The 25716-nt window shown below is 35.4% G+C and carries 25 protein-coding genes and 1 pseudogene; 8 read left to right on the forward strand and 18 right to left on the reverse strand.

Features of this window, described 5'->3' with window-relative positions; genetic code table 11:
• Positions 1-52: 52 nt before the first annotated feature.
• Positions 53-406 carry a DUF5412 family protein gene (locus tag DN393_RS05505; RefSeq protein ID WP_149173348.1) on the forward strand — a complete coding sequence of 118 codons (354 nt, stop codon included), beginning with the start codon at positions 53-55 and terminating at the stop codon, positions 404-406.
• Between the two features lie 33 nt (positions 407-439).
• A complete protein-coding gene (locus DN393_RS05510; RefSeq protein WP_149173349.1) occupies positions 440-1330 on the forward strand; it encodes a type II CAAX endopeptidase family protein in 891 nt (296 codons plus the stop codon).
• Positions 1331-1473: 143 nt separating this feature from the next.
• Here the strand turns inward: DN393_RS05510 and DN393_RS05515 are convergent, their stop codons facing one another.
• Positions 1474-2580 carry a metallophosphoesterase gene (locus DN393_RS05515; RefSeq protein WP_149173350.1) on the reverse strand — a complete coding sequence of 369 codons (1107 nt, stop codon included), beginning with the start codon at positions 2578-2580 and terminating at the stop codon, positions 1474-1476.
• Between the two features lie 146 nt (positions 2581-2726).
• On the reverse strand, positions 2727-3644 hold the full coding sequence (locus DN393_RS05520; protein ID WP_149173351.1) for an alpha/beta hydrolase: 918 nt from the start codon (positions 3642-3644) through the stop codon (positions 2727-2729).
• Between the two features lie 168 nt (positions 3645-3812).
• On the opposite strand from DN393_RS05520, the gene DN393_RS05525 reads away from it, so the two are divergent.
• The gene (locus DN393_RS05525) at positions 3813-4358 is read left to right on the forward strand and encodes a TetR/AcrR family transcriptional regulator (protein WP_088047861.1); all 546 of its coding nucleotides are present in this window, start codon (positions 3813-3815) and stop codon (positions 4356-4358) included.
• A 73-nt stretch (positions 4359-4431) separates the two neighbouring features.
• Here the strand turns inward: DN393_RS05525 and DN393_RS05530 are convergent, their stop codons facing one another.
• The 6 genes from DN393_RS05530 to DN393_RS05555 all read right to left on the reverse strand — a co-directional run bounded on the left by DN393_RS05530 (position 4432) and on the right by DN393_RS05555 (position 9938).
• Positions 4432-5457 carry an S-layer homology domain-containing protein gene (locus tag DN393_RS05530; protein ID WP_149173352.1) on the reverse strand — a complete coding sequence of 342 codons (1026 nt, stop codon included), beginning with the start codon at positions 5455-5457 and terminating at the stop codon, positions 4432-4434.
• 89 nt (positions 5458-5546) lie between these two features.
• On the reverse strand, positions 5547-5798 hold the full coding sequence (locus DN393_RS05535) for a hypothetical protein (RefSeq protein ID WP_064476867.1): 252 nt from the start codon (positions 5796-5798) through the stop codon (positions 5547-5549).
• A 112-nt stretch (positions 5799-5910) separates the two neighbouring features.
• Positions 5911-7443: a fatty acid--CoA ligase family protein gene (locus DN393_RS05540; protein WP_064476868.1), complete on the reverse strand. Its 1533-nt coding sequence runs from the start codon at positions 7441-7443 to the stop codon at positions 5911-5913.
• A 146-nt stretch (positions 7444-7589) separates the two neighbouring features.
• Positions 7590-8033 (reverse strand): hypothetical protein, encoded by a 444-nt coding sequence (locus tag DN393_RS05545; protein ID WP_088047864.1) that lies wholly within the window; start codon positions 8031-8033, stop codon positions 7590-7592.
• Between the two features lie 171 nt (positions 8034-8204).
• Positions 8205-9194, reverse strand: coding sequence for a lipoate--protein ligase (locus tag DN393_RS05550; RefSeq protein ID WP_088047865.1), 990 nt, complete (start codon positions 9192-9194; stop codon positions 8205-8207).
• Between the two features lie 9 nt (positions 9195-9203).
• Positions 9204-9938 carry an MBL fold metallo-hydrolase gene (locus tag DN393_RS05555; RefSeq protein ID WP_149173353.1) on the reverse strand — a complete coding sequence of 245 codons (735 nt, stop codon included), beginning with the start codon at positions 9936-9938 and terminating at the stop codon, positions 9204-9206.
• A 179-nt stretch (positions 9939-10117) separates the two neighbouring features.
• On the opposite strand from DN393_RS05555, the gene yhfH reads away from it, so the two are divergent.
• The gene (gene yhfH, locus DN393_RS05560; RefSeq protein WP_000567010.1) at positions 10118-10246 is read left to right on the forward strand and encodes a protein YhfH; all 129 of its coding nucleotides are present in this window, start codon (positions 10118-10120) and stop codon (positions 10244-10246) included.
• 39 nt (positions 10247-10285) lie between these two features.
• Here yhfH and DN393_RS05565 read toward each other — a convergent pair whose 3' ends face one another.
• Together DN393_RS05565 and DN393_RS05570 are read right to left on the reverse strand one after the other, a co-directional pair.
• The gene (locus tag DN393_RS05565; RefSeq protein ID WP_064476870.1) at positions 10286-11302 is read right to left on the reverse strand and encodes a LacI family DNA-binding transcriptional regulator; all 1017 of its coding nucleotides are present in this window, start codon (positions 11300-11302) and stop codon (positions 10286-10288) included.
• Between the two features lie 237 nt (positions 11303-11539).
• Positions 11540-12049: a GNAT family N-acetyltransferase gene (locus DN393_RS05570; RefSeq protein WP_064476871.1), complete on the reverse strand. Its 510-nt coding sequence runs from the start codon at positions 12047-12049 to the stop codon at positions 11540-11542.
• A gap of 124 nt (positions 12050-12173) precedes the next feature.
• Between DN393_RS05570 and DN393_RS05575 the strand changes: the two genes are divergently transcribed.
• Complete coding sequence (locus DN393_RS05575) at positions 12174-12527, forward strand: PH domain-containing protein (protein WP_141669148.1); 354 nt, start codon at positions 12174-12176, stop codon at positions 12525-12527.
• A 34-nt stretch (positions 12528-12561) separates the two neighbouring features.
• Here the strand turns inward: DN393_RS05575 and DN393_RS05580 are convergent, their stop codons facing one another.
• Together DN393_RS05580 and DN393_RS05585 are read right to left on the reverse strand one after the other, a co-directional pair.
• Complete coding sequence (locus DN393_RS05580) at positions 12562-12867, reverse strand: DUF2087 domain-containing protein (protein ID WP_064476873.1); 306 nt, start codon at positions 12865-12867, stop codon at positions 12562-12564.
• A 38-nt stretch (positions 12868-12905) separates the two neighbouring features.
• Positions 12906-13118: a hypothetical protein gene (locus DN393_RS05585; protein ID WP_002096814.1), complete on the reverse strand. Its 213-nt coding sequence runs from the start codon at positions 13116-13118 to the stop codon at positions 12906-12908.
• A 182-nt stretch (positions 13119-13300) separates the two neighbouring features.
• Between DN393_RS05585 and DN393_RS05590 the strand changes: the two genes are divergently transcribed.
• Positions 13301-14014, forward strand: a complete 714-nt coding sequence (locus tag DN393_RS05590; RefSeq protein ID WP_064476874.1) for a hypothetical protein — start codon at positions 13301-13303, stop codon at positions 14012-14014.
• A 47-nt stretch (positions 14015-14061) separates the two neighbouring features.
• Here the strand turns inward: DN393_RS05590 and DN393_RS05595 are convergent, their stop codons facing one another.
• From DN393_RS05595 to DN393_RS05610, 4 genes and pseudogenes are all read right to left on the reverse strand, one after another.
• Positions 14062-16755 (reverse strand): YhgE/Pip domain-containing protein, encoded by a 2694-nt coding sequence (locus DN393_RS05595; protein WP_149173354.1) that lies wholly within the window; start codon positions 16753-16755, stop codon positions 14062-14064.
• Positions 16756-16969: 214 nt separating this feature from the next.
• A complete protein-coding gene (locus tag DN393_RS05600; RefSeq protein WP_061883872.1) occupies positions 16970-17542 on the reverse strand; it encodes a TetR/AcrR family transcriptional regulator in 573 nt (190 codons plus the stop codon).
• Between the two features lie 272 nt (positions 17543-17814).
• Positions 17815-19764: pseudogene (locus DN393_RS05605) on the reverse strand (M56 family metallopeptidase).
• 2 nt (positions 19765-19766) lie between these two features.
• The gene (locus DN393_RS05610; RefSeq protein ID WP_098102763.1) at positions 19767-20168 is read right to left on the reverse strand and encodes a BlaI/MecI/CopY family transcriptional regulator; all 402 of its coding nucleotides are present in this window, start codon (positions 20166-20168) and stop codon (positions 19767-19769) included.
• A gap of 229 nt (positions 20169-20397) precedes the next feature.
• On the opposite strand from DN393_RS05610, the gene DN393_RS05615 reads away from it, so the two are divergent.
• Positions 20398-21252, forward strand: coding sequence for a hypothetical protein (locus tag DN393_RS05615; RefSeq protein WP_098102762.1), 855 nt, complete (start codon positions 20398-20400; stop codon positions 21250-21252).
• 96 nt (positions 21253-21348) lie between these two features.
• Here the strand turns inward: DN393_RS05615 and DN393_RS05620 are convergent, their stop codons facing one another.
• A complete protein-coding gene (locus DN393_RS05620) occupies positions 21349-21648 on the reverse strand; it encodes a hypothetical protein (protein ID WP_098102761.1) in 300 nt (99 codons plus the stop codon).
• A gap of 103 nt (positions 21649-21751) precedes the next feature.
• The gene (locus DN393_RS05625; protein WP_149173355.1) at positions 21752-24118 is read right to left on the reverse strand and encodes a DUF6359 domain-containing protein; all 2367 of its coding nucleotides are present in this window, start codon (positions 24116-24118) and stop codon (positions 21752-21754) included.
• A gap of 241 nt (positions 24119-24359) precedes the next feature.
• Here DN393_RS05625 and DN393_RS05630 point away from each other — a divergent pair, with 241 nt between their 5' ends.
• Entirely contained in the window at positions 24360-25712 is a 1353-nt protein-coding gene (locus DN393_RS05630; RefSeq protein WP_098111604.1) for a DUF4026 domain-containing protein, read from the forward strand.
• The last annotated feature ends 4 nt before the right edge of the window (positions 25713-25716 follow it).

A 25716-nucleotide genomic window follows, 5' to 3' on the forward strand; every position in this document is an offset into this window, starting at 1 on the left:
TATTCTTCTTTGATTTAATACAAGTATGGCCGTTAAGGGAAAGAGGGGAAACATGAAAAAGGTTTTCTTCACCATTCTATTCATCATTATTTTATTAATTAGTTTAGGATATTGGAAATTCTTCACTTTATCTGGGGTTTCAGGCGGTGAAAAGATTCAATCTATCCACTCACCAGATACAACGTATACTTTACATATATACAGGCATAATGGCGGCGCAACGACTAGCTTTGCTATAAGAGGAGAGCTTGTAGCAAATAATAAAAAATTTATGAACACGAAAAATCTATACTGGAATTATCGTGAAGAAGATGCAACTGTACAATGGTTAGACGATCATACAGTGATGATTAATAAACATAAATTACATGTAGAGACGGACACGTATGATTTTAGAAAAAACTAGTTTTACAGTTATAGTACGAAAGGTCGGGAATCTATGGACAGTTATTTTCCAAAAATAGGGCAGTTAATTGGTGGATTATGTGTACTTGTCATTTTGCTTTCATCCCTTTGGCTTATATGGATTGGCGAAACAAATATTCGTTATAGTGGAGATCATAAGGACACGATGCCTTTTTGGCACAAGTGGGTCCCTGTTATGATCGGTATACTCCTTATCCGTTTCTTACCGTCTCATCATAAAAACTATAATCCTCTTCAACAGTTTGAACAAAGGCGCATCATGATTCAAGCTATTGTCTTGTTCTTGAGCGGATCCCTCTTCACAATTAGTCTTCTCACCACGAACTTTGAAGGGATGGCATTACAATTTTGGTTTATGATATTTAAAATCATTTTATTATTATTCACCCCATTCATGCTTCTTTTGTTTTATAAAAGTAATCCCCAAAAAGAGAGACTGAAATCTATGAAATCAATAGAAAATCATAAATGGTATCGTTTTACACCACTTATTGTCATTATAATATGGGGGTACTTCAACTTCTTTTCTACATTCTCTACACCATTTGTTTCGGCTAAAATGGAACCCATAGTTTTAATATTAATTTTACTTGTAGGCTTTCTTATAAATAGTGTACTGGAAGAGTTTTTTTATAGGGTTTGGTTGCAAACACGTTTGGAATTATTAATAGGCACTTGGCCGGCTATTCTTCTTACATCATTGTTATGGGCGAGCTGGCATATCGCATTACATGGCTCTGGTCATTGGGATATTGATACAGCTACAGTTATTGTGAACCTTGGTATCGTAGGTCTATTCCTCGGATATTTGTGGGTACGTTATCGCAAAGTATGGGCAATTATTATTGTCCATGGACTAATTAATGCACATCCACTACAACTAATTGAAATTTTATTTAAGTAAAGGGCGCGGTTGCGAAACAAAAAAGGATTATACATATTAGTCATGTATAATCCTCTTTTTACACTTCAAATGCTAGTAACGGATGAAATTTTCAGCTTAATGCGTATGTGATTCTACTTCTAAATAAGTAAAATTTTATAACACTATTCAAACGTAACTTCCACCTGTACAATCTCCGACCTACTTCCAAGTCGAAGCGGTGGTCCCCAGAATCCGAAACCAGAAGAAACAATCGCGTGGAATGCACCTTTTTGTGCGTATCCCCAATCTAGTTCGTACATTCTTCTCGTTACAATATGATTCGGCGCCATTTGTCCGCGGTGCGTGTGACCGGATAATAGTAAATCGACGCCAGCATCCGCTGCTTGTTTCAACTCAAATGGTTGGTGATCCATTGCGATAACTGGCATGGATTTATCTACCGTACTCATTAAACTTTCAAAACTTTGGCGATCTCGCTCTGTTTTATCTCTTCTTCCAACGATATAAAAATGATCTTCAATTGTAATCACTTCATCTAACAGAATACGAATATCAATCTTATCCATCTCTTGTAAAAATTCCGGAACCGCTCGTCCGTAATATTCGTGGTTTCCTAACACACCATATACGCCTAATGGAGCCTTCATTTGTTTCATAATTGGCCCCATATTTTTTTGAATGAACACACCTGGATGATCATCGATAATATCTCCTGGCAGTAAAATAATATCAGGCTCCATCTCATTTACATGACGGACAAGTCTTTTCAAATGCGAAACGCCAGATAATTTACCAAAATGCATATCCGAAGCCATCGCAATGCGTAAGCTTTTACGTCCCTCTACTTTTTTCGGGATGTGCACCTCATATTTTCTTACTACTGGGCTATATGCGTTGAATACTCCATATGCAAAAATGAAGATGAACGCAAGTAACACGGCCGTTCCTGTCCAAATAATTGCGGTCTCTTTCTCCACCCCAAACTGTAGAAGGAAAACTGTAATATCAGCAAGTGGTAACAACATAAGCGCGTATTGTATGACCGCAAACCAAATTGAACCTATTGTTCGTAGAAATGGCAAAAACTTAAACACTTGCACGAGAATGTACGCATATGAAATAAAACCGACTACGAAAGCGTAATATCCCCAAGATTCCCAGCCAAACACCGCACTGAGCCAAACCCAACCGTTCCAGCCGATGTAAAACATGAGTAGTGTGTATACAATTAAAATAGTAAATATATTGAAATAACGAAAATTCTTCACAGATAGCCTCCTTCTTAATTTCTTCTATTATATCTTGTTATGCACGTTTAACGTAAATATTAAGCACAGCAATCTTTACAATAAAAACCTCTAACTGCTAGATGCAAATCTAGCAATTAGAGGCGCAATTCAAAACAAAATTACTTTTACAGATTTTCGTTATAGAAACTTGTTAATTTTTCAACTGCAATTTTTACTGGTTCTGGTTGGTCGTATAAATCGTAATGACTCGCACCTTTCACAACAAGTAAATCTTTTTTCTCTGAAGCTGCTTTCTCATACAACTCATGACCATCTTTATAAGAACCGAATGCGCCTTGCTTGCTGCCGACAATAATTTGTAACGGCTGTGTTAATAATGTATCTGCTAAATGGAACGCATCAAAACCAATTACCGATCCCATGCTCGTAAAATTTAACTTATTTGGAGAGTTAACACTTTGCCCTCGCGGTGTTGTATAGTACTCAACTGCTTCTACAATATCTATATCCGTCATACTTGCTACCTTTAATTCCTCCTGATTTTTAGGAATCCAGTTTGTAATCATTGCCTCTGCTCCGCGCGCTTCAGCAGTACGTTGTTTACCAATCGCCTCTAACACCCCAATCGGATCAGCTTCACGGTTTAATCGCCCAATATTTGCACCAACAACTGTGCCAACTGCTTTAATACGGCGCTCTGTCATTGCGGCATTTACCGCATAACCACCGCCTGCACAAACCCCTAACACACCGATGCGTTCTTCATCTACATAAGGGAGAGTAGTTACATAATCCACTGCTGAGCGAATATCTTCAACGCGCGCAGCTGGTTCTTCCATATATCTCGGTGCCCCTTCACTTTCACCTTGATACGATGCATCAAACGCAAGCGTAACATAACCTCGTTCTGCTAATTTCTCCGCATATAATCCTGCTGTTTGATCTTTACAGCTACTACCTGGATGCACACAAACAATCGCTGCATTTTGTTTCTTTTCCTCAGCACCTACAGGAATATTTAAAATACCTGCAACTTGTAATCCTCTTGCATAAAAACGTACATTTCTCTTCGTAACTGCCATATATAAAACCACCCTTACTGTATTTTAAATTTACACTTGTGAGAGTTAATACTCACGTGTATATTTATAATAAAGCGAGCAACCACTTGTTTCAATGACCACATTTGCGCATTTGGGTGATAATACACACATAACGAAATATGTGTATCAATAACGGAGGAACATTATATGGAGAAAATCGATAGAAGAATTATAAAATCACAAAACGCCATTCAATCCGCATTTATCGAAATGTTAATTGAAGATGGCTTTGATGAAATTACAGTAAAAAACATTACAGAAAAAGCAAACATCGGCAGAAAAACTTTCTACCTACACTACCTAGATAAATACAATTTATTAGACAAAATTGTGGACGACCATTTAAATCAATTAAGAGAAATATGCGATATAAAACAAACAAAAGGCTATATAGAAGGAACTGTCATATGGTTTGAATACTTCAAAGAACACAAACCATTTTTCGCATCGTTATTTAGAAGCAACAGCACATTATCGTTTCAGAAAAAGTTCCTAACGTTCATCATGGGGGAACTAGCGAAAAAACTAAACACGAATACGTCAGTAAATAAAAACATTGATACACACATCGTTTTAAAATTTTTAGGAACAGCTGTCATGGGCATTTTGGAATCTTACGTATTGGATGAAATTGATAATGATATTGAGTATGTTGCGACGCAGGTTGGGGAGTTAATGAAGAGGAATATATAACAATGCAAAAAAGGAAAATTTGAACTGCAAATTTTCCTTTTTTATTTATGCTAAATCTAGTATACGTTTCAATTTATTTCTTCAACTTATCCGTCTTCGCAATAAATTGTGCTGCTTCTGCGCGGCTTACTGCTTTATCTGGAGCCCAGCCATTATCTGTTCCAATTGAAATATTTTCTTGGATTAAAATATTGGCATACTTCGCACCCCAATGATTGTTTAAGTCAGCAAATTCTTTTGGTAGTTTCATATTTTCATTTCTTTCTAATTTATATGCATTTACTAGCATAGAAGCCATTGATGCACGGTTAATTAACCCGCTCGGATTAAAGTTACCCTTCTCATCACCTTTTACAATACCTGCTTTTTCAACAGCTGCGATGTACGGTGTAGCCCAGTGATTTTGTGCATCACGGAATGATGGCTTCGCATCTTTCTTAATTTCTAACCCTAAAACAGTTGCTAATATTTTTGCAGCTGAACTACGATCGATATTTTCAGCCGGAGCAAATGTACCATCTGGCTTACCGTTCACTGCTCCTTTATCTACTAAATATTGAACTGACTCTTGTGCCCAAGCTGGTACATCTGGGAATTTAGATTCCTTTTTAATTGTACTCGCATCAATTTCAAACTGCAGTTGATATTTATGATCATATTTAATTGCTGGAATTAATATATGCATTTGCATATTATATTTTTTCGAGAACTCCCCAATTTCAAATTGAACAACTTTCGTACCGTTATTCGTTTTATCTTCGGAGATTACTTTTACATCATGGAATGTCCCTACTTTATTTGGATCTTCTACTCTAAGATACTGAAAATAGCTACTATCTTGAACTGTTAGCGTAACGATTTTTTTATCACCTTGAATGGTTACTTTTGCATTTTTCAAATATGTAGACGCAACTGATGTATCATTCGTTTGATCTTTATAAGTCTTTAAAATAACGTCATATGTGCCATCTGCTAGTTTGCTATTTACTTTCATTTCTACTGCCGCTTCTGCTTTCGCAATCGGTGCCATAATACCACTGAATGGAACTGCTAAAGTTGCTGCTATAACGAACGCATTAACATATTTTTTCTTAATCATTATCAATACGACATCTCCTTTTATATGAATATACCCAACATAACTATCATATTGATAATGATTATCAATGTCAAATAAAATTAATAATACTATTTCCTACATAAGTACGCCTTCCGCTCGTTATTAAAAAGTAAATAATGCGCCGTGTGAACTTTTCTTTCCAAATAATCAATAGAATACGAGCTTGATGGATCGACTAAATCACCTATTGCACCTGAAAGATGATCGATTACTTGCTGCAAAATTTCTAAGTTTTTCTTCTCATTTTCAGAATTCATTTCATCCATAATGTCACAAATAAGGTATTGAACTCTCCGTAAACGTAATTCCTTTTGCTCCACGTATATCTCCTCCTTATTAGTCATATTACGGTTTAAATATATGGGGTTATAGCTTAACCAATTCTAAAAAATACAAAGGCAACCATCTTCATAAAGATGGTTGCCCCTATTTTTATACTTGTATCGCTTTTTCTCTCAAAGCTCTTCTTAACAATTTACCTGTCGTATTCTTTGGTAACTCTGTTAAAAATTCGATACTCATTGGCACTTTATATTTCGCTAAATGTAACTTGCAATAATGCATAAGTTCCTCTTCTGTTACGTTAGCTTGTTTTAGAACGACGTAAGCTCGCACTGCTTCTCCTAAGTTTTCATCAGGAACGCCAATTACGACAACTTCTGCTACAGATTCGTGTGTATATAATACTTCCTCTACTTCACGAGGGTATACGTTATAACCGCCAACTAAGACGATATCTTTTTTACGATCAACGATATAGAAGTAACCTTCTTCATCCATTTTCGCTAAGTCACCTGTATACAGCCAGTCGTCTTTCAATGTCGCAGCTGTATCTTCCGGCGCGTTATAATATCCTTTCATAACGTTAGGTCCGCGAACGATTAATTCACCGACTGCGCCAACAGGTACTTCTTCCCCAAGTTCATTCACAATTTTATTTTCTACATGCCAAATATTTGTACCGATTGATCCAGGTTTACGCGGACGATCTAGCGGGTTAAAACAAGTAACTGGTGATGCTTCTGATAAACCGTATCCTTCTGAAACAATTACATCAAATCGTTTTTCAAAGTTTTGCAGAAGAGCAACAGGCATTGATGCACCACCTGAAATACAAAGGCGAAGCGTCTTCACATCTTCTGCGCTTGCTTCTTCAAATAAATATAAATAATTGTACATTGTCGGTACACCAGCAAAAATCGTTGGCTCGTACGTGCGACAAATACGGAATACTTCTTTCGGACTAAATTTCGGTAACATTAAAATAGTTGCTCCGTTCACAATTGGCGCATTTACTGCTACTGTTAAGCAAAATACATGGAACATCGGCAGTGCCGCAACGACGCGATCATCAGCCGTATATTGTAAATACGACGCCACATCGCTCGCATTACTATATAAATTTTTATGTGTTAACATAGCGCCTTTCGGTTTTCCAGTTGTGCCTGAAGTGTATAGAATAACCGCTACATCTTCTTCATCTAGATCTGGGCCTTCGTAAGTTAAATCTCCAGCCCCTATCATTCTCGTAAACGTTTTCATTTTTTCGGTTTCTGTATGGTTAAAATCTGATGAGGTTTCGCATATGATGATGTTTTCAAGTGAAGGAAGTCTTGTTGTAAGAGATTGTATAACAGGTAGAAGGACGTCGAGTACGATGATTGTTTTTACATCTCCATTTTGTAAAATATAATGCATTTCGTCTGCTGTATAAATTGGATTAACTGGAATGACAGTTGCTCCAGCTTTCATTGTTCCGTATAAACCGACCAAAAAATGTGGTGAATTTCCAACAACTAATGCGACATTGTCCCCTTTTCCAATGCCCATTGCTGCTAAATTGCTAGAAAACCTTGTGACCATTTTGTTTAATTGGTCATACGAGACCGACTGATCCATAAATATATAAGCCGGTTTATCCCCCTTCTTTTTCGCCGTTTCAGCCAAAGATTGAACGAGATTCACAAAAACCCCACCTTTATAAAATTTAGAATATTTAAAAATTCTAAATTAATTATATTAAAAGAAAATTAAAGTAGCAAGTGATATTCCATTAATTGCATATACAACGATCACCTCCTGTTGACTCTCTTTGGAAGGATAAGGGAATTTTATTTATTAGCAAATGATGAAACGAAGGCTAAAATCATTTCAGGATAATATGCACTCATCTTTTCGCTAAGTTTTTCTAGTTCCTCCTTATTCAAGCTCGTCTGCTCCCCATACAAGTTGATTGCATCCGCTCCATTTTCATGAAAAAACAATGTAACATATAATGTCGGTAACCCGGTATTGGCCTCATCTATCGACAAGACAAGATCCGGTGTTTTATTCACAGCGCTAAACGTTTCATTTCTTTTCCATTTCTTATTTTGAAACATAGTTTGTATATCATCTATCTTTCGTTTGTTATCCGTATGCGTAAAATATATGACATTATCCTTCCCTAGCTTTCCAATCGATAAAAGTGTACGACTTGAGGACGTTTCATCGTTACAGGCTGTCATTCCGATGACGAAGCCGAGCAATAATACGACGTACATTACCCTTTTCATTTCGAACCGCCTCCTTTTGAATATATATATTCCTTTACAAGGGGCAAATGTCCTGTGATTTTACGGTATATGAAATTATATCGGCGATTTTTTGAATTTATCGACTTACCGACAAAACGTGACAATCTGCGAAAAAAAAGAGGCTACCAGTTACGGTAGCCTCCCTCATTTTTAAAAGAATAAATGTAAGAAATCTTCTGTTGTAATATTACCGAAGTAGCGTTTAATATCTACGTCTTCTAAAGCTGTAGTGAATGCATCTTTATCAAATTGTACGCCTGTTAGACGCTCTTCAATGTCATGCACATCTAATGATCCGAAGAAATCACCGTAAATTTTACATTCTGTTACTGTTCCTTTTTTCACTTCAAGACGAACGTCAACTTGTCCAACGGGGAAGCGGTGTGAATGTTGTAAGTTGAACTTCGGAGATTTTCCGTAGTTCCAGTCCCAATTTTGGTAACGTTCTTCAGAAAGTTTGTGGATCTCTTTCCAATCATTTTCTGTTAATTCATACGTTGGAATTTCTGTTTCCCCTTCGAAAATTGTTTCTAGAAGAAGTTGTCTAAACTCTTCTGTCGTCATTTTTTCGTTTAAAAATTCTGTAATGTTCGCAACGCGGCTACGGATTGATTTAATTCCTTTTGATTGGATCTTATCCATTTTTACTTTTAACGCTGATACGACGTGATCGATTTCAGAGTCAAATAGTAACGTACCGTGACTGAACATACGACCTTTCGTTGAAAACTGCGCGTTACCTGAAATTTTTCTACCTTCAGCTAAAATGTCGTTACGACCACTTAGTTCTGCATTTACGCCTAATTTACCAAGCGCTTTCGTTACAGGCTCTGTGAATTTTTTGAAGTTGCTAAAACTGTCTCCATCATCTTTCGTAATAAAGCTAAAGTTTAAGTTTCCTAAATCGTGATATACTGCGCCTCCGCCTGATAGACGACGAACGACATGGATACCTTGTTCTTTTACGTAATCTGCATTAATTTCTTCTACTGTGTTTTGGTTTTTACCAATGATAATAGAAGGTTCATTAATATAGAACAGTAAATATGTTTCGTTAATATCTAAATTCTTCACACAATATTCTTCAATCGCTAAGTTTATTCTAGGATCTGTAATCCCTTTATTATCAATAAATAACATCGTATCACCTCATGAGTTCCAGATGTAACCACTATGCGCTAGCGTAATATGGCCACTGAAAATTTGTTTTGCTTCTGTTACTAAATCAGATGGGTTTCCTGTATGCGGTAAGTGCGTTAATAAAAGTTCTTTTACATTCGCATCTTTCGCAATACTTGCTACTTCTGTACTATTCATATGCCCTGCTTTCGCCGCCTCTTGATGTGCATACATATTACACTCACAAATGAAAAGATCAACATCTTTTGTGAATGGAATAAATTCAGGAATATAACTGGAATCCGCGCTATATACGACAGCGTCACTACCAGCTGTAATACGCATCGCATAACAGGTAACAGGATGAACAGTTTTTAAAAATGAAATCGAGAACGGTCCAACTTGAAGTGTTTCTTCTGGATTGTACGCGATTCCTTTCGTATGCGGTTCATGTGTTAAAGAATGGAAGCCATTCTCGTCAAACGTATGACCGTATATTGGTAATTCCGGTAGTTGTCCCTTTGTCGCACTTGTAATTAATCTCGCATATTGCAATACCCCAATGTCTGCAACATGATCATGATGATAGTGTGACAGTACAACTGCATCTATATCAGATGGTGTTATATATTTTTGAAGCTGTGCTAGTACACCACTACCACAGTCGACAAGTAAACGAAAACCATCGTGTTCAAACAAATACCCCGACGTTGCTTCTCCCGCTTCTGGAAAGCCGCCCCAAAAGCCGACAACAGTCATTTTCATATGTATCCATCCTTTCTAAAACCGAGTAGGAATGCATGTTTCACTTACATTCTACATTGTTAACTATAATCCATTTCCTAAACTTTTTCATTAATTTTCATTTTGTTATAAAACAGTTGTTGACTTTTGTTTTTTGTACTAATACAATGATAGTAAGAAATGGAAATGGAGGGATTGACATGATCGATCAACCAATGGAGTTTTTCAGAAATTTACCGACGAAAACTTGTGCGCACTGTGGGAAAGAAATTGATGAGCAGCACGAAGCATACCATAACAAATGTGATGACTGCGTTCACGAAGAATAGTAATTTATGGACATAAAAAAACCTAGCAGACATAGTCTACTAGGCTAATAACATCGTATCCTTCTTCATCGTTGAACCTTTCACCAAGAGCTCCAATTCAAACTCATACAATTCTTTTTGTCGATAATTTTTCGTATGGATTTTATCCATCATCAGGTCGACAACTTTTCGGGCCATCTCATCGATTGGCTGTTCAATTGTCGTAATACCTGGCTCAGTAATCTGTGATAATATTTGATTATCAAAACCGATAACAGCGAGATCATCTGGAATGCTCCAGTCATGGCGTTTTGCCTCTGAAATGATTCCAGCTGCAACCTCGTCGCCTCCTGCCAAAATCGCGGTAGGATTTTTTTTGTCCTTTAATACTTCATGGAATATTCTCTTTCCATCATCCCAAGCGAAAGCGTTTTCAAGAAAATCGATCGCTTCTACTTGGCGGCTCTTCTCAGTTATTGCACGTAAAAAGCCCATTTTTCGCTGCTGGCTAACCACTTTGGTTTCGTTACCACGACAAAAAATAAGATTACGATATCCTTGTTCTAACACATGCTTAGCAGCTATGTATGCTCCTTGCGCATGATCAAACTTCACTGTTGGAACATTTGCTTCCTCAATATATTCATTACATAACACGATTGGACCGTGCTGTAAGTATGGCTCTACATCTTCCCAAGGATTTTCTAGTGAACATAGAATAATCCCATCTACTTGTTTCGTAGATAATAATTGTAAATACTCCATCTCTTTTTCCGGTAAATATCTTGTTTGACAAATAATCAGTTTATATTTATGTTCAGAAGCAGCAATCTCGATTGCTTCAATAAATCGACTGAAGAAAGGATTTGTAATCCTTGGAACTAGCACCGCAATTGTTTCCGTCTTTTGTTTACGAAGCCTTCTCGCCGCAGAATTAGGAACGAAACCTAAATGCTTCATTGCTAATTGAACCCTTTTTTTCTTCTCATCTGAAACATATGGATGATTATTAATCACCCTAGAAACCGTTGTCCTTGATAACCCCGCTAATTTCGCCACGTCCTCTATAGTCGACACGAAATTCTCCCCCTTTGCATGAAAACGTTTTCTTAAACTGATTATATAGTATATTATTGGAAACTGCAATATGGGTTGTTATGATTTTACTATATTAATATTATACATAGGGAAAAGTCTGTTAATGGGAGGAGAGTTTATACTACTTTTAGAAGTTTACAGTAGGCATAAAAAAAGATGTACATAACATTACGTATATACATCAGCTTATTAATACGTCCTTTATAAAATCAAATTTTAATCTATATAAAAACCCATCAATACGTCATCTCCATACGATCCATCTTCATATTTAATTTGTTTTCTTTGTCTTCCTTCTTCTACAAATCCCATACGTTTGTACACCTTAATCGCTCTATCATTAACAGAAACTACGCCTAAACAAATTTTCTCTAAACCCTTCTGCTCTTTAGCCCAACTAATAAGAAATTCAATTAGTTTCGTACCAATGCCTTGATTACAGTACGCCTCCCTAATCCCCATTCCCATTGTACCTGCATGTCGTAAGCGTTCTAGTTCATATCGATTGAAAATTAAAAAGCCAACCACTTTTTTATCTACTTCATAAACTATGTAAAGATTACCTTTTTCATTACTTTTCCGTATCTTTTCTCTTTCTGCATTCATATCATTTGGTAATTTCTTTGGAGATACTATGAAAAACTTTGTAGTAGTTTCCGATAATATAATTTCTTTTCTAATATCTATAATTGATTCTGCATCAACCTCTTTTGCTAACCGTATCATTGAATCACCTCGTACTTTTTCTTTTTAAAAATAATATTACAACTATAAAACGTTCAATATGCAATATTACATATTGAGAATTTTTTTACTCTTGATACAATATTCATATATCAAAATAAAAGGAATGTATACAATGAATCCAATTTTAACAGCTGCAAAACAACTATTACATAAAGACGAAGTTATTATATCTACTTTAAATTGTTCACTTACTGGCTATATGATTACGCATAAAGTTCCGCATCCAGGCATGCTACTGGCTACTAATAGAAGGCTTCTCTTTTATGGAAAGTCTAAAAATACATTCATTGCCGAATTCGAGTATAAAAAAATTGTATCTATAGAAACGAAGAAAAGAATCTTTGATAAAAAAATAATATTTTACTATGAAGATGAATATATAACGTTGGGATACATTACAAGTTTAAATATTGAAGAGTTCTTAGACTTACTAAAAAAAAATGCACAACTAGCTTAAACTCGTAATCAGTGGGGATTTCCCCGCTGATTCATTATTTTAACTCCTCCCACTTCGTCCACACTTCTCTCCCGTTTATACGGTACATATTATCCTCTCGATCCATAAACCCATGCACAATAAACTCGCGTCTAATTGTACAAAAATCATCATGATATTGTTTTATAAATGTATTAATTTCTGTTTCTGTATATTGATTTTCAGTATTTAACTTGCTAACTAAATGCTCTAACAATACTAGTTTTTTCTTCTTTTGACCTGGAATCGATTTTAGGCGGTCCTCTTTATCGAAAAAGTTACGAATCGTCGTATCCCTGAATTTCATTTTACTTTCGGTCATTTTGTTATCCTCCATCTGTTTTTATGTACTAAAACTTTTTATTTGTCTTTACCGTTTTTCTTCATTCTTTCACTTATAACATCCATAAGGTAATACCCGCTAATTAGCACATAGTAAACTAAAAGTATTCCTAGTGCATCTTTCATATTTATATATTTTTCTTTGTGAAACAAGATAGGTGAAAGGGCGTAAACAAGAAAGATGATTAGCGGATTTACGATGAAATAATAAGTAAGATTTCCTCTCATCATATCAGCTCCTCTACCCTATGTTTCTCTGTAAATTGTTGTAATTCCTTTTCACTTTTAATCCTCTCCTCCACACTTTTTTAATTTATTCATCATCTTTATACTTGTAACTTATTATTCAAATCAATAATTTCATATGGTAAATTATGTTATAATTAACTTATACATACTTTGGAGGGTACATAGTGAAAAAAGCTATTATAGTATTAAGCATCCTATATCTGATTTTAACTGTACATACAGGAGCTGTTCTTTTAGGAAAAGAAGATTATAGAAGTGCTATCAATACATTAAAAAAAACGGAAGAAGTCTCTTCATTTCAATCTGCAAAAGACGGTGTAATTTTATTAAAAGGGACGTTAACTACTGCGCAACCTATTACAGAAGAAAAACTTCAAAATAAAGAATTCGCACTCCTTGAAATTAATACGTATAAACGCCGAAAGGCAAATTGGATAAACATTGATACTGAGCAGCATATTGCAAAGCAACTCTTATTAAACAATGAAACTCTTCCTACATTAAAAGAAACCCGTTTTTCAATGGAGCCAATTACACTGTTAGGAAAAGATATTTCTGCCGAAGATTACTCACTAAAAAAGGATGATACTCAATTAACAATTAAAGGTAAGGGCTACCGATATACAGGAATAGAAAACAAATCAGATACTCTTATTTTTGGTATAAAAAAAGGCGATACACTTGAAGGCTATAGTGGCTCAGAAATTCTAATAGGAAAAACAAAAGAGGATATTGCCAGGAACATGAAACTATATACTTTTGCTGAAAGATATGGTCCATTTGTTTGGATTGTAGCTACTATTCTCCTCATAAGTGTTGTTATACACTTGTTCCGTAAAAATAAAAAAACAAATAAAATTTCTCATCCAATAAAATAAAACCGATAAAAAAGGCACCTTTTCAGTGCCTTTTTTATTGGTCTTATTTACGCTTCAACCGATTGGTTTTCCGCAATATTTCTAAATTGTCGTTTGTGCATCCAAGTTAAGGATGCGATTGTTCCAAGTGATAATACCACGATGAAAATCATGAGTATTCCTACGTTTTGCCACATGAAGTTAAAGTCTCCACTTGATACGACTGCTTTCAATCCTGATACAGAGTATGTCATCGGCAACCAAGCATTGAATGGTTGTAAAAACTTCGGAATCAATTCTAGTGGGAATGTTCCAGCACTTGTTGTAAGCTGAATAATTAATGTGATGATGGCAATGAAACGCCCTGCATCACCGAATGCTGTTACTAAACATTGAATTAATGCGATAAACGCTAAACTTGTAACGATGCTAAAGAGTATGAAATACGGAATACTTTGTACTTCTACACCTAATCCGAATAGTAATATAATATCTGCTACTATCGCTTGAATAATACCGACTGATAGTAAAACACCGAACTTACTAATAAACCAACTAAATCCTGATTTTGGAACGCCAACTGTATCACGTAATGGATATACGATTGATAATAGTAATGCCCCAACAAATAAACCGAGTGATAAGAAATACGGTGTAAATCCAGTTCCGTAGTTTGGAACTTCCGCCATTTTCTCCGTCTTCACTTTTACAGGACTTGCAAACATATCATACGTTTTATCCGTCCCTTTCACTTCACCAGTTTTCTCAGCCCCTTCGCCAAGTTTCTCAGCAAGTTCACCTGAGCCATCATTTACTTTTACGAGGCCATCCGTTACTTTACCAGATCCGTCTGCTAGTTTATTTACGCCGTCGATTAGCTGGGTTGAGCCTGTTGACAATGCACTTAACCCTGTTGTTACTTGGCCAGAGCCATTTGCTAATTGCGTTATTCCGCCTGACATTTGGCCCGCTCCTGCAGATAATGTACCTAAGCCGCCTGTTACTTGGTTTGAGCCGTCTGCTAATTTGGATACTCCTACAGATACTGTGCCTAAACCGCCTGTTACTTGACCAGAACCATCTGCTAATTGATTTACTCCTGCAGATAATTGCCCTAATCCTGCTGTCACTTTTCCAGAGCCACTTTGTAATTGCGTTACTCCATCAATTAATTGAACTGATCCATCTTTTAATTTATCGGCACCTATTTTTGCATTATCTAATCCCTCACCAAATCCATGAAACTTACTAACAAATTCATTTTGTGCGCTCGTTAGTTTCTCAATACCACCTGCCAGAGTTTTTATCCCTGCTGGATTTGGTAAGTTGTTTTGCAATCCATTTGTTTTTTGATGTATTTCACCTTTTACTTGTTTTACTTCTTCATTTAATTTATTTGTTCCACCTGCTACTCCGGCAGCTTTTTGCTGAACTGTCGCTGTACTTTTTACAGCACTTGTTATGAATGGTTGTAACTGCTCTTGATATTCTTTTGGTAAGCTTTCAATTTGCTTTTGTAAATTCGCTACATCTTGTGCTGCATTTTTTGCATCTCCTGCTGTTGATTGCGTAAGTTCATTTAACTGATTTACATTCGCCCCAGCTCCATCTATTTTCTCATTTACTGTATTCAATATAGAAGGAACTTTTAACTGCATTTCCTCTAAGCCTGCAGCTGACTTTTGTACGTTACTATTTAAATCTTGCAAACCCTTTTGGATCGCTTGAGAACCTTCCTCTAATTGACTTTTCCCTTCAACAAGTTTTCCCATACCATTTGATAGGTCAGTTGTTCCTGCTTTTAATTCACCGGATTTACTTACTAATTTGTTCAAGCCACCGGTCACTTTCTCAGATCCATCACGCAATTCACCCGTTTTGCTATTTAACGTATTTAAACCGTCTGTTACTTTGCCCGAGCCGTCTACTAATTTCCCGATACCTGCATTGCTATTTAGTGCATGTAAACCATCTGTTACTTTGCCCGAGCCATCTACTAACTTTCCGATACCTGTTTGCATCTCACCTGTTTTGCTGTTTAACGTATTTAAACCTGCTGTTACTTTCCCAGATCCATCAAATAGTTTCCCTACACCTGTCTGTATCTCTCCAGACTTCCCTTGAAGTGTATGAAGGCCATCCGTCACTTTACTTGAACCATCATGCAGCTCACTTGATCCGTCGTGTAGTTCATTTGCTCCTTCTGCCCCATCTGCTAACCCTTTTGAGACATCTTGAATGGAATCAAACATTTTCTCTGCGTATGTTTTCGTTAACGTACTTGATACTTCACCTTTAATTTTTTCAATGGCTGTTCCGCCAATTTGTGAAGATAAAAAGTTTAAGCTTTCGTTTGGAATGTATTCTAAGTTTAATGGTTTTGGATCATCTTTTAATAACGTTGTAGCGTTACTTGAGAAGTCATCTGGAATGCGTACTAACATGTAATACTTTCTACCTTCCATTCCTTTTTTCGCTTCTTTTTCACTTACAAATTCCCATTTAAAACTTGTATTATCTTTTAAGTTATCAACGAGGCCTTTTCCGACCTCAATTGGTTTACCATCAAATACTGCACCTTTATCTAAATTGACTACCGCCACTGGTAAATCATCTAACTGTTTATACGGATCCCAAAAGGCCCATAAAAACATACCTGCATATAAAATCGGTACGAATAAAACCGCGATAATTGGAATTAATATTTTTTTACTTTTTATAATTTCAGTAAACTCTTTACGAAGTAACTGATTCCATTTCATCATTTCTCCCCCTTTTCTAAATGACCGAATTGTTCATTTGGTCATTTTCTCCCAAATAAAAAGGCTATACTTATTCATACATATGCCTTATCCCCGAATTTATACTATGCAACTGTTCCTTAATATCAAGTAAATATTTATATTATCCCTCCTAAAATAAATGTATGACTGTTTCGTTCAAACAGTCACTTTTTATAATAATAAAAGGATTATCTTAGTTTGACAATCCTTTTAATAAATAAAGTTCAAATAATTCTGCAATTTTTTCTTTTTCTAGCGGTTTATGATTTTTTTCCCAATCAAAAATAAGAGATACGTATAAGCGAAGCATAATAAATGCTGTAATTTCTGGATCACATTTGCTAATTTCACCTTTTTCAATCGCAATCTTTAAATACGATTGAATGACAGAAACGATTTCCACATCTACTTGTTGCATCACTTCTTGTACTTCTTTCGTTCCCATATCACGCTCTTCTTGAATTAACTTAATCATGAGCTGATGTTCTTTTCTGAATTCTAATATGCTATATAATGCTCTATGTACATTTTCAAAAAATGAAACATCTGAACGAATTGCATTTTCTGCAACTTGCTTCATTTCTGTAATTAAATTAGAAATAATTTCACCAAATAGCTCTTCTTTATTTTTGAAAAAAGTATAAATCGTTCCTTTTCCTACATTCGCTAACTTCGCTACTTGATCCATCGTTGTTGCTTTATAACCGAACGCTGAAAAAGACTTTGTTGCAGCTTCAATAATAGAACGTTTTCGATCTATCGCCACATCGTCACCTCCAAAAATGACCAATTGGATAATATAGTCAATCAGTACATCTTTGATATTACCACACGCTTACATTCTATACAAGTTCTCTTTTTTATTATTTCCAGTATAAAAAATTCCAGTCAAATTATATAATACTGTCCATAGTGTATCAAAAAGAATGCTTATATGGAAAGCAAGAATATATTCATAATAATTGCTGGCTAAATCCCACTAGAAATTTAATAAAATAGTCAGTGTTCTTAAAGCAAAAAGTTTAAGAACACTGTCTTTTATTTTGACATAGACAGTAATATTTTCTCCATCTCTTTCTTAGTTAGATCATCATCAATTATCTCTTCGTATATCTTTGTATCTCTTGTAAAAATATCATTTACTATTACAATTTGATACTCACTATTCTTACCTTGTGCTGGTACAAACATTTTGAGCCCTTTTAACTTACTCTCTCCTCCAGAATATTTATTATAGACCATTGTTTTTCCGTCTAAGCTATAATTTACTAAATTCTCTTCTCCAGGCATCATATAGTGTAGTGGATCCTTACCACCATTAACATTACCATCCATATACATCCTTGACTGATAAATTGTAAAACCATATTTCCCTTTTGTATATTCTGATTTAGTAACTAATTCTACATCTTTTCCAAAATATGAGTCAGCCCATTCTCTCTTTAATTCATAACCTTCAGGTATATAAGTCGGCTGCTTAATTTGAAACGGTACATGTTCTTTTGCTTCTTCCATAGTATATGTTAAAGACTTCTGCAATTTATCATTAAAAGGGTTTAATTTCTTCTGAATACTAGCTAATTTTTCTTGATCAGTTTTATTCAAACGTTCAAGATTAATTTCCTTTGTATCTCCATCATAATTCTCAGGCACATTTTTCTTAACCATTGCTTGTTTCTGAATTTCACTAGCCTCTTTAAATAATTGGACATATTGTTCAAATTCTTTTTTTGTAAAATTCTTCTCTGCCAAATACAAAAGATCTGTATCTCTTTTATATGACTTTATCGACATACCCCATTCTCTACTTGCATTCTCTGGTGTACCATATACGGTTTCTATCGCTTTTTCAAATGCCGCTTTAGATTGCTTGTTTTCTACAACCTTTTCCTTCTGTCTTTCATCTCCCTCAGTTATCCTTGCATTTAACAAAAAACCGCCTGCTATAGCTGCTATAGCAATAACGCCAAGTAAAGACAGACGATACGATTTCTTTTGGAACTTTTTAATCATAACGATTCTCCTTTTTAATGTTCGTTTATTTCTACTTAAATTTGCTAGGCTTGGTACTTGATAGGAATAATGTTCTAAAAGGGTAATAATTGTATGGCCGTATGCAATTTGCTCCTCTTTATCTATAAACGTAAGCGCATATGCATCGCAGGCTAATTCTTGATCTTCTCGCATACAGAAATTGGCGTACCAAAGAATCGGATTGAACCAATTTAATAGGAGTAAACTGTACATAATCCAATTTACAGCTACATCGCTTCTTTTAATATGAGCTAACTCATGGTAAAAGACATATTGTAATTGTTGCTCATTTAATACTTTCATATGTTTTTTTGATAGTAATACTTTCGGGCGAAAGAAACTAAAAACCGTTGGACTTGCAATCTTTCCTGCAAAACGTAATGAAACTGCCTTCTTCATTTTCATAGACTGCTTACAGTGATTAAACACTGTAGCGACCTGTTCATCCGTAATATCCGGTTGTTTCTTTATGTAAGAATACAAACGTCTATTTGTAATAAACGTCATGACTACTAATATGATTACTCCAGCTAACCAAACATATAGAGCAACTTTGTATACAGACAATGTAGCCTGTCGTTCCGAACTCACGTTTACTTCAGGTTCGCTATTTTTTGTCACGGTTTCAGCATTGGATTCTACTTCTACTGTCTGTTTTATCTCGTTATTCACTGTATTCTCATGTAAAGGTGTATTTTTTTGAATAACTTCCGATACACTAGAACTATAGGAAAATAATGATTAAATGCTATAAGAACTATCCGGTGACCACGGTAAAAGGAGTCGTATCATTAGTACGATCCACAGCATATATTGCCACCGGGGCGTTAACTTATTTCTAAATAAAACTTTTATACATAAAATAAATCCAACTAGTATACTCGCCATAAGTGACGTTTCTATAAGCCAATCAAAAAAATGAGGAAGGTATACATTTATAAGCATGTCTTTCATTGTTATCTATCCTTCCTCTTATTCTCCTCTGTCTTCTCATCTAAAATGCGTTTCAGTTCATTAATATCTTCTGAAGACAATTTTTCCTCTTTTAAGAAATTAACAAGTAATGGCTTAAACGCTGCGCCGCAAAAACGCTTTAGCAAAGATTTCGTTTCAACTTGTAAATAATTATCTTGTGATACTAACGGATAATAAGCATACATACGCCCTTTATCTTGATGATAAGAAACTGCTTCCTTTTGTACTAACCGATTAATTAATGTACGGATTGTTTTCGGTTTCCAGTCCATTTCATCTTCTAGTACTTCTATAATTTCATTCGCTGTTTGTGGAGAATTAGACCAAAGTACTTTCATAATTTCTAATTCCACTTCAGATATTTTAGGTAATTGATTTGTCATAGTATATTTCACTCCTTAGTATTACATTTGTAATCTGCAATTAAGATTACAAATGTAATACTAAATTGTCAACCATATTTTAGAAAATATAATTTCCGTTAAACCTTACTTAACGACAACAAATTTCCCTTTTTTCAAATAATCAAATAAAAAAACAAGAAAATCTTTACATTTAATAGTAATATAGAAAATAGACAAGTTTATCAAAATAGTGGAGGCTTTTTCAGTCATGATGCGTGCGCTTCGTTTAAATATAAAGCAAGCTTTTTGTAGTCGTATTTCTTTAATTATGATGCTTAGTGGATTCGTTCTTATTTGCATCTATCACTATTATTATGTCATTCGTTATTTAGGCGACGCTGCGAATGGTCCTATATCAACAGATTTAAAATGGATTGGATTTCGCGACAATGAAATGGATGTTTATTTATTATTAATGCCAGTTATTGCGAGTTTCCCCTTTAGTACAAGTTACAATTCGGATAAGTCAGATGGTTTTAAACCATTTGTGAGTAAAGGGATTTCTATATTTCCTTATTCAGTAGCGAAATATATCGTTACGTTTTTTTGCGGAGGATTTCTTTATACATTTCCATTCATCTTATCGTTATTATTTTGCAAATTAACCATTCCAGACGGAACACCTACGATTGGTTCAGGCATCATAAATGCTGATGGAATGTTCGCAAACCTATATTTCGATGCGCCTCTCACTTACATTACTGTATATATCGGAATTAATTTTTTATTTGCAGGTTTAATGGCCCTTTTAGGACTTGCTGCATCTGTATGGTCACAAAAAGACTATATGGCCATTCTCTTTCCATTCGCAGCTGCCTCCATTCCGTACGTCCTGCTAAATACAATACTTCCTTCAATAGGCGGAGCACCTATTCATTTATATGATCCGAAACAACCATTGCAAGGCATGTCACCGTACATTTTAATGATGCAATGTGCTTTCTTCCTTTTCGTTAGCTTACTTATGTATATACAAGGAGTAAAGCGGGATAGAAAAAAATATAGAAGAAGACTGCAAAAAAGAGATCGGTGTAGAAAAGCGTTTCAAGCAATTTCAGACTAAATGATTGTACGAATAAGAGCGTAATTCCCTAAGTTAGCTTAGAGAATTATGCTCTTATTACCATTTACATTTATCACTCGTATAATCATCTCCCCTTTACGGCGTACCTGCCAATCCCCATAAAATAACGACCGCTGTAAAGTAAATCGCTTTAATACCTACAACTGAACATAATAAAATAATTGCATATTTACTTAGTTCTCTTCTTGCGCCTATTAAAGTAAAAATGACTGCGAAACTAAATGTTACATAGGAAGATGCTGTATGTATTAAGTTATACGTAATGTCCAAATTTTGAGTAAGCCCCGTTACCTCCGCTACAAATTGGAGCATGACGATCGTACAAAACAAAATCGCAAGCTGATTCATTAATTTTCCATTTAACCATGCTTGCATCTTTAACCTCCTCATTATAAAAACTGAATTTTTAATTAATTCTAACATGATTTTCACAGAAAAAGAACGCTCAGCATATCTCTAAGCGTTCTTTCATGACTATTTAAGAAGCTTTCTTCAAATCAATTTGAGCAAGTACTGGGTCATGATCACTTACACGTCCATGTTCTTTCATAATGTTTGAGTTTAAGTGTACTGGATCTACAATTGTGTATGGTGCGATGTTGTTTGTTACTAAAATATGATCTAACACTTGTGCATTTCCTTCATGAATGTACGTGTAGCGGTTCTCTTTCGGCACTGTGTTTAACATATTCTTTAAGTTTGTTCCTTCTAGTGCTTTTAGTGGTTTAGCAAACTCAAAATCGTTCATATCTCCTAACACAACAACTGGTGCATTTGTGTTCTTTTTCTGAATTACTTGTACAAATTGATTTACTTCTTGCGCTAACTGAATTCGTTTTTCTTCACTCTTTAATACGAGCGGCTGCACTTTTCCAAATGGCGTTGCATCCCCTATTTTTGAGTTTAAGTGATTTGCAACGACAACAACGTTTTGTCCTTGGAACGTAAATTCTGCTGCAAGCGGTTTACGTGTACTTTCAAATAATGAACTTTCGTCTCCAATGCGAACGACATTTTTATCAAGTAACTTCGGTACTGCTGCTAATTTCACGCGTGATGGATTGTAGAAGAAACCGACGCGAATATTCGCTCCTGGTGCTCCTCCGTCTAGATTATTGTTCGGAGCAATTTCTACATACTCATACTTTGGTCCACGAATTTCTAAAACTGCATCAATAATACGTTTTGCACTTAACGAAGCATCTGTTGTACCATCATTAATCGTTCCGTTATTATCTTGCATTTCCTCTACACCGATAATATCTGGCATTTTTAAATTGTATTTAATAGAATACGCTAACGCTTTTACTTTTTCATCTGTTGTTTCTTTTTTATTCGCCGAGAAGTTTTCAATGTTATATGTAGCAACTGTTAACTTATCAAGACGAGGCTGAATATTCGCTCCTACTTGCTTAAATCCACCGTCCACTACTGATGGTAATTCCGTTATTGGCGAAATGCGGAACGAACCGTAATCATATCCGACTACCCCTGTTATATCTCCAGTGAAAGTATCTCCTACTTTTGCTACATAATCACGAGGGACTTTTACAGAAAGACGCTCTGGATTTAATTGATTTTCATCTAATACAGGTGTGCCATATTTCGTTACGACTTTATCTCCACCATTTTCTACTGTTACATATAAATTCCCGTTTTTCTGAGGTGCAATAATTTTTGGTGTTGGCATCGTAACGCGCATACCTTCTATACTTTCATAAAAGTCGATTGCATCTTCATTTGGATCAAATAAACCGAATGCATCATTATCGATGATTTGATCAGGAATTTTTACACCGTTTTCTCCAAGTACAATCGGCGCTGGTAAAGGTTGATCTTTTGCAATTACAGCAACGCGGCTCGCCTTAATTTCCGTCGTTGTTAAATCTGTGTCAAACCTTTCTGCATATCCAGGCCCAACATATTCTTCTACTTCTCCATCAACTTGAATAAGATCTCCTACTGCTACATTCGCATCTTTTTTGTATACGTACATACCTTCTGAAGTAGCTGGATCATTATCCGGCTGATTATCTTCTATATAAAAACCATTTTTATCAAGCGCTGTTACAACGCCTTCCACATTGTATACTTTCTTTCCTTTGTAGGAAGAAATATGTGATTTCCCTTGAATATCATGAATACGAACTGGTTCATTATTTACGATAATAAATGAAAATGTTGAAATGGCTGAAGAAGTAAGCCCTTCTTTCTCTGCAATTGCTTTAATCACACTATTTTCATTCACTACAATTTGTCCGTTATAACGAACACTCTTATTTGTAGGGTTAGAGCCATCTAACGTATAGTAGATTGTTGCTCCTTCTGTATTCGTTGTTAATGTTACCGCTGTTCCCTTCGCAACTTCTCCGCTACCAGGCGAAGCTACTACATCGCTAACACGGTTTTGTCCTTCCCCTTGAAACTTATGAGCTGTTACCGATTTTAAACCTGGGCTACTAAAATATAATTCAAGCGTTCCTGTTAAACTAACTTTCTTCCCGATATTTTCTGGATGATCTTTCACGTTTACTGCCGCTCTCACATCGCCTTTTGGCAACTGAACAGGCATGATTTTGTCTGGATTCGTTTCATTTGGCGAATCCGCAATTGCTACGTTTGTATCATCAAACTTAGCAGGATCTTTCGTGTATTTAGAAGGACTTTGCGTATATCCAACGATGTATCCTTCCACTGTCCCCTTCGTTTTCCCTTGCTGCTTAAATACTTGAATTACTTTTTCTACTGACATAGAAGTATTTTCTTCTGCTTGTACTAAAGTTCCAGTAAATGAAAGCAATAGTATGAATGATAAAAAGACACTTAACAATTTCTTCACAGTCATTTTCCTCTCCCTATTTCATATTTTCTCAGCATTTCTATCATATCAAATGATTCGTTATATAGAACTATATTTCGACAAGTTTTACAAAAAATTTATTTAATTTACAAGCTTTCAAACTATAATACAAAATAATAATTTTACACCTTCTACGAATGCACTCTATAATGTTAGAGAGAGAAAACAGAAAATATCGAAATTTCATTGGCATGTAAAATGGATTCATTTGAATAGGAGTGATTGGATGGAAGTGCAAACAGAAACATACCGCGCAGCTATGAATGGAACATTAGAACGTCATTTTTCAGATATGATTGCCGTTATACCAACTAAAATTACAATTGAGCAGTTAAAACTGCGGCTAGAAACAATCGCTACTAAAGTTGACGAATTGAAAATTGTTTATAGTGATGAGACAAGCATTATTGTTGAGTTACATATGGATGAAAAAATTACACCGTATGAACTGCATATTGATGAGGCGAATGACCCAGAAGAATATAAAATGTACAATAGACAAGATTCTACACTCGTAGATCGTAATTTTGAAGATGCTGCTTATGGAACTGAAATTTTCACTCGTACGCTATTTGTAGGCGATGTGCTGGACTGCTTTTTCCAGCAGTTACAGTTTTTATGGAACCTCGCTCCAGACTTGTTATTTGTAATCGATTCAAGTGCAGCAATGAAAGTGATATCTAGAAGCTATATTGAATATCACGTTGAAAATGAATTATTACCTGACATTCCTGACTTGTACGTTATTCATTCTGTTTATGAAGACGATAAAGAAGGTGCGCCTACGCAATATTGGTTTCATACACATGGCCTTTTAAGAGCAGGCGTAACAGAAATAGAATTAATTATTCCAAATCGCATCTCTTCCTACTACGGCATTGGCGATCTTTTTCAAACATTTGCTAATAATGCCATTGAGAATGGACAAGTCCCTATGAATGAGCCTATCGTTATCGCGCATAGTCAGCAAGGTTCTATACATACAGTAGCTGTTCCATGGGAAAAGGGATTATCTTATATTGGGCATAAAACGAGCATGGATCAATTATCTTCAATCGAGGATGAAGAAGTGAAACTACAACCAATAGATTCGCAAAACACATTCTTAGGCGGTATGGATGACCGAGATGAATACCATCAATCTCCATCCGTTTTCTTATTCAAATGTAATACTTCAGAAGAATATATTGAAAGCTTTTTCCAAGAACACGAGGAAGCTACAGGGCTCATGTTCTATAAAACAAATAGTGAAACCGATCGTATGGCTTACAATGCGAAGAATACTTTCGGATATTTCAGCAACATTTTTCACATTGAACAATCGAATGAAGATTTTCGTTTCCTCGCTAAGTTTGGTGTCTCCTACGAAGAAGGAAAAAGTGAACATATGTGGTTTGAAATGCAAGAAATCGCGGAAGATTTCATTCAAGGAATACTCATTAATGAACCATATTTTATAGAAGATATGAGTGAAGGAAATAGTTATCATTTAGAGTTTGAAAACTTAACAGAGTGGGTTATTTATGCAGGAGATGCCGTTATAAAGCCAAATAACTTATATATGTTTATTGGTGAATAAGTAA

The organism is Bacillus sp. BPN334, assembly GCF_008368885.1.
Classification (GTDB): Bacteria; Bacillota; Bacilli; order Bacillales; family Bacillaceae_G; genus Bacillus_A; species Bacillus_A wiedmannii.

Bases quoted from the DNA above. Each gene is read 5' to 3' on its own strand.
- DN393_RS05505 (WP_149173348.1), top strand. From the start codon at position 53: ATGAAAAAGGTTTTCTTCACCATTCTATTCATCATTATTTTATTAATT.
- DN393_RS05510 (WP_149173349.1), top strand. From the start codon at position 440: ATGGACAGTTATTTTCCAAAAATAGGGCAGTTAATTGGTGGATTATGT.
- DN393_RS05520 (WP_149173351.1), bottom strand. From the start codon at position 3,644: ATGGCAGTTACGAAGAGAAATGTACGTTTTTATGCAAGAGGATTACAA.
- DN393_RS05525 (WP_088047861.1), top strand. From the start codon at position 3,813: ATGGAGAAAATCGATAGAAGAATTATAAAATCACAAAACGCCATTCAA.
- DN393_RS05530 (WP_149173352.1), bottom strand. From the start codon at position 5,457: ATGATTAAGAAAAAATATGTTAATGCGTTCGTTATAGCAGCAACTTTA.
- DN393_RS05545 (WP_088047864.1), bottom strand. From the start codon at position 8,033: ATGAAAAGGGTAATGTACGTCGTATTATTGCTCGGCTTCGTCATCGGA.
- DN393_RS05550 (WP_088047865.1), bottom strand. From the start codon at position 9,194: ATGTTATTTATTGATAATAAAGGGATTACAGATCCTAGAATAAACTTA.
- DN393_RS05555 (WP_149173353.1), bottom strand. From the start codon at position 9,938: ATGAAAATGACTGTTGTCGGCTTTTGGGGCGGCTTTCCAGAAGCGGGA.
- yhfH (WP_000567010.1), top strand. From the start codon at position 10,118: ATGATCGATCAACCAATGGAGTTTTTCAGAAATTTACCGACGAAAACT.
- DN393_RS05570 (WP_064476871.1), bottom strand. From the start codon at position 12,049: ATGATACGGTTAGCAAAAGAGGTTGATGCAGAATCAATTATAGATATT.
- DN393_RS05575 (WP_141669148.1), top strand. From the start codon at position 12,174: ATGTATACAATGAATCCAATTTTAACAGCTGCAAAACAACTATTACAT.
- DN393_RS05580 (WP_064476873.1), bottom strand. From the start codon at position 12,867: ATGACCGAAAGTAAAATGAAATTCAGGGATACGACGATTCGTAACTTT.
- DN393_RS05585 (WP_002096814.1), bottom strand. From the start codon at position 13,118: ATGATGAGAGGAAATCTTACTTATTATTTCATCGTAAATCCGCTAATC.
- DN393_RS05595 (WP_149173354.1), bottom strand. From the start codon at position 16,755: ATGAAATGGAATCAGTTACTTCGTAAAGAGTTTACTGAAATTATAAAA.
- DN393_RS05610 (WP_098102763.1), bottom strand. From the start codon at position 20,168: ATGACAAATCAATTACCTAAAATATCTGAAGTGGAATTAGAAATTATG.
- DN393_RS05615 (WP_098102762.1), top strand. From the start codon at position 20,398: ATGATGCGTGCGCTTCGTTTAAATATAAAGCAAGCTTTTTGTAGTCGT.
- DN393_RS05620 (WP_098102761.1), bottom strand. From the start codon at position 21,648: ATGCAAGCATGGTTAAATGGAAAATTAATGAATCAGCTTGCGATTTTG.
- DN393_RS05625 (WP_149173355.1), bottom strand. From the start codon at position 24,118: ATGACTGTGAAGAAATTGTTAAGTGTCTTTTTATCATTCATACTATTG.
- DN393_RS05630 (WP_098111604.1), top strand. From the start codon at position 24,360: ATGGAAGTGCAAACAGAAACATACCGCGCAGCTATGAATGGAACATTA.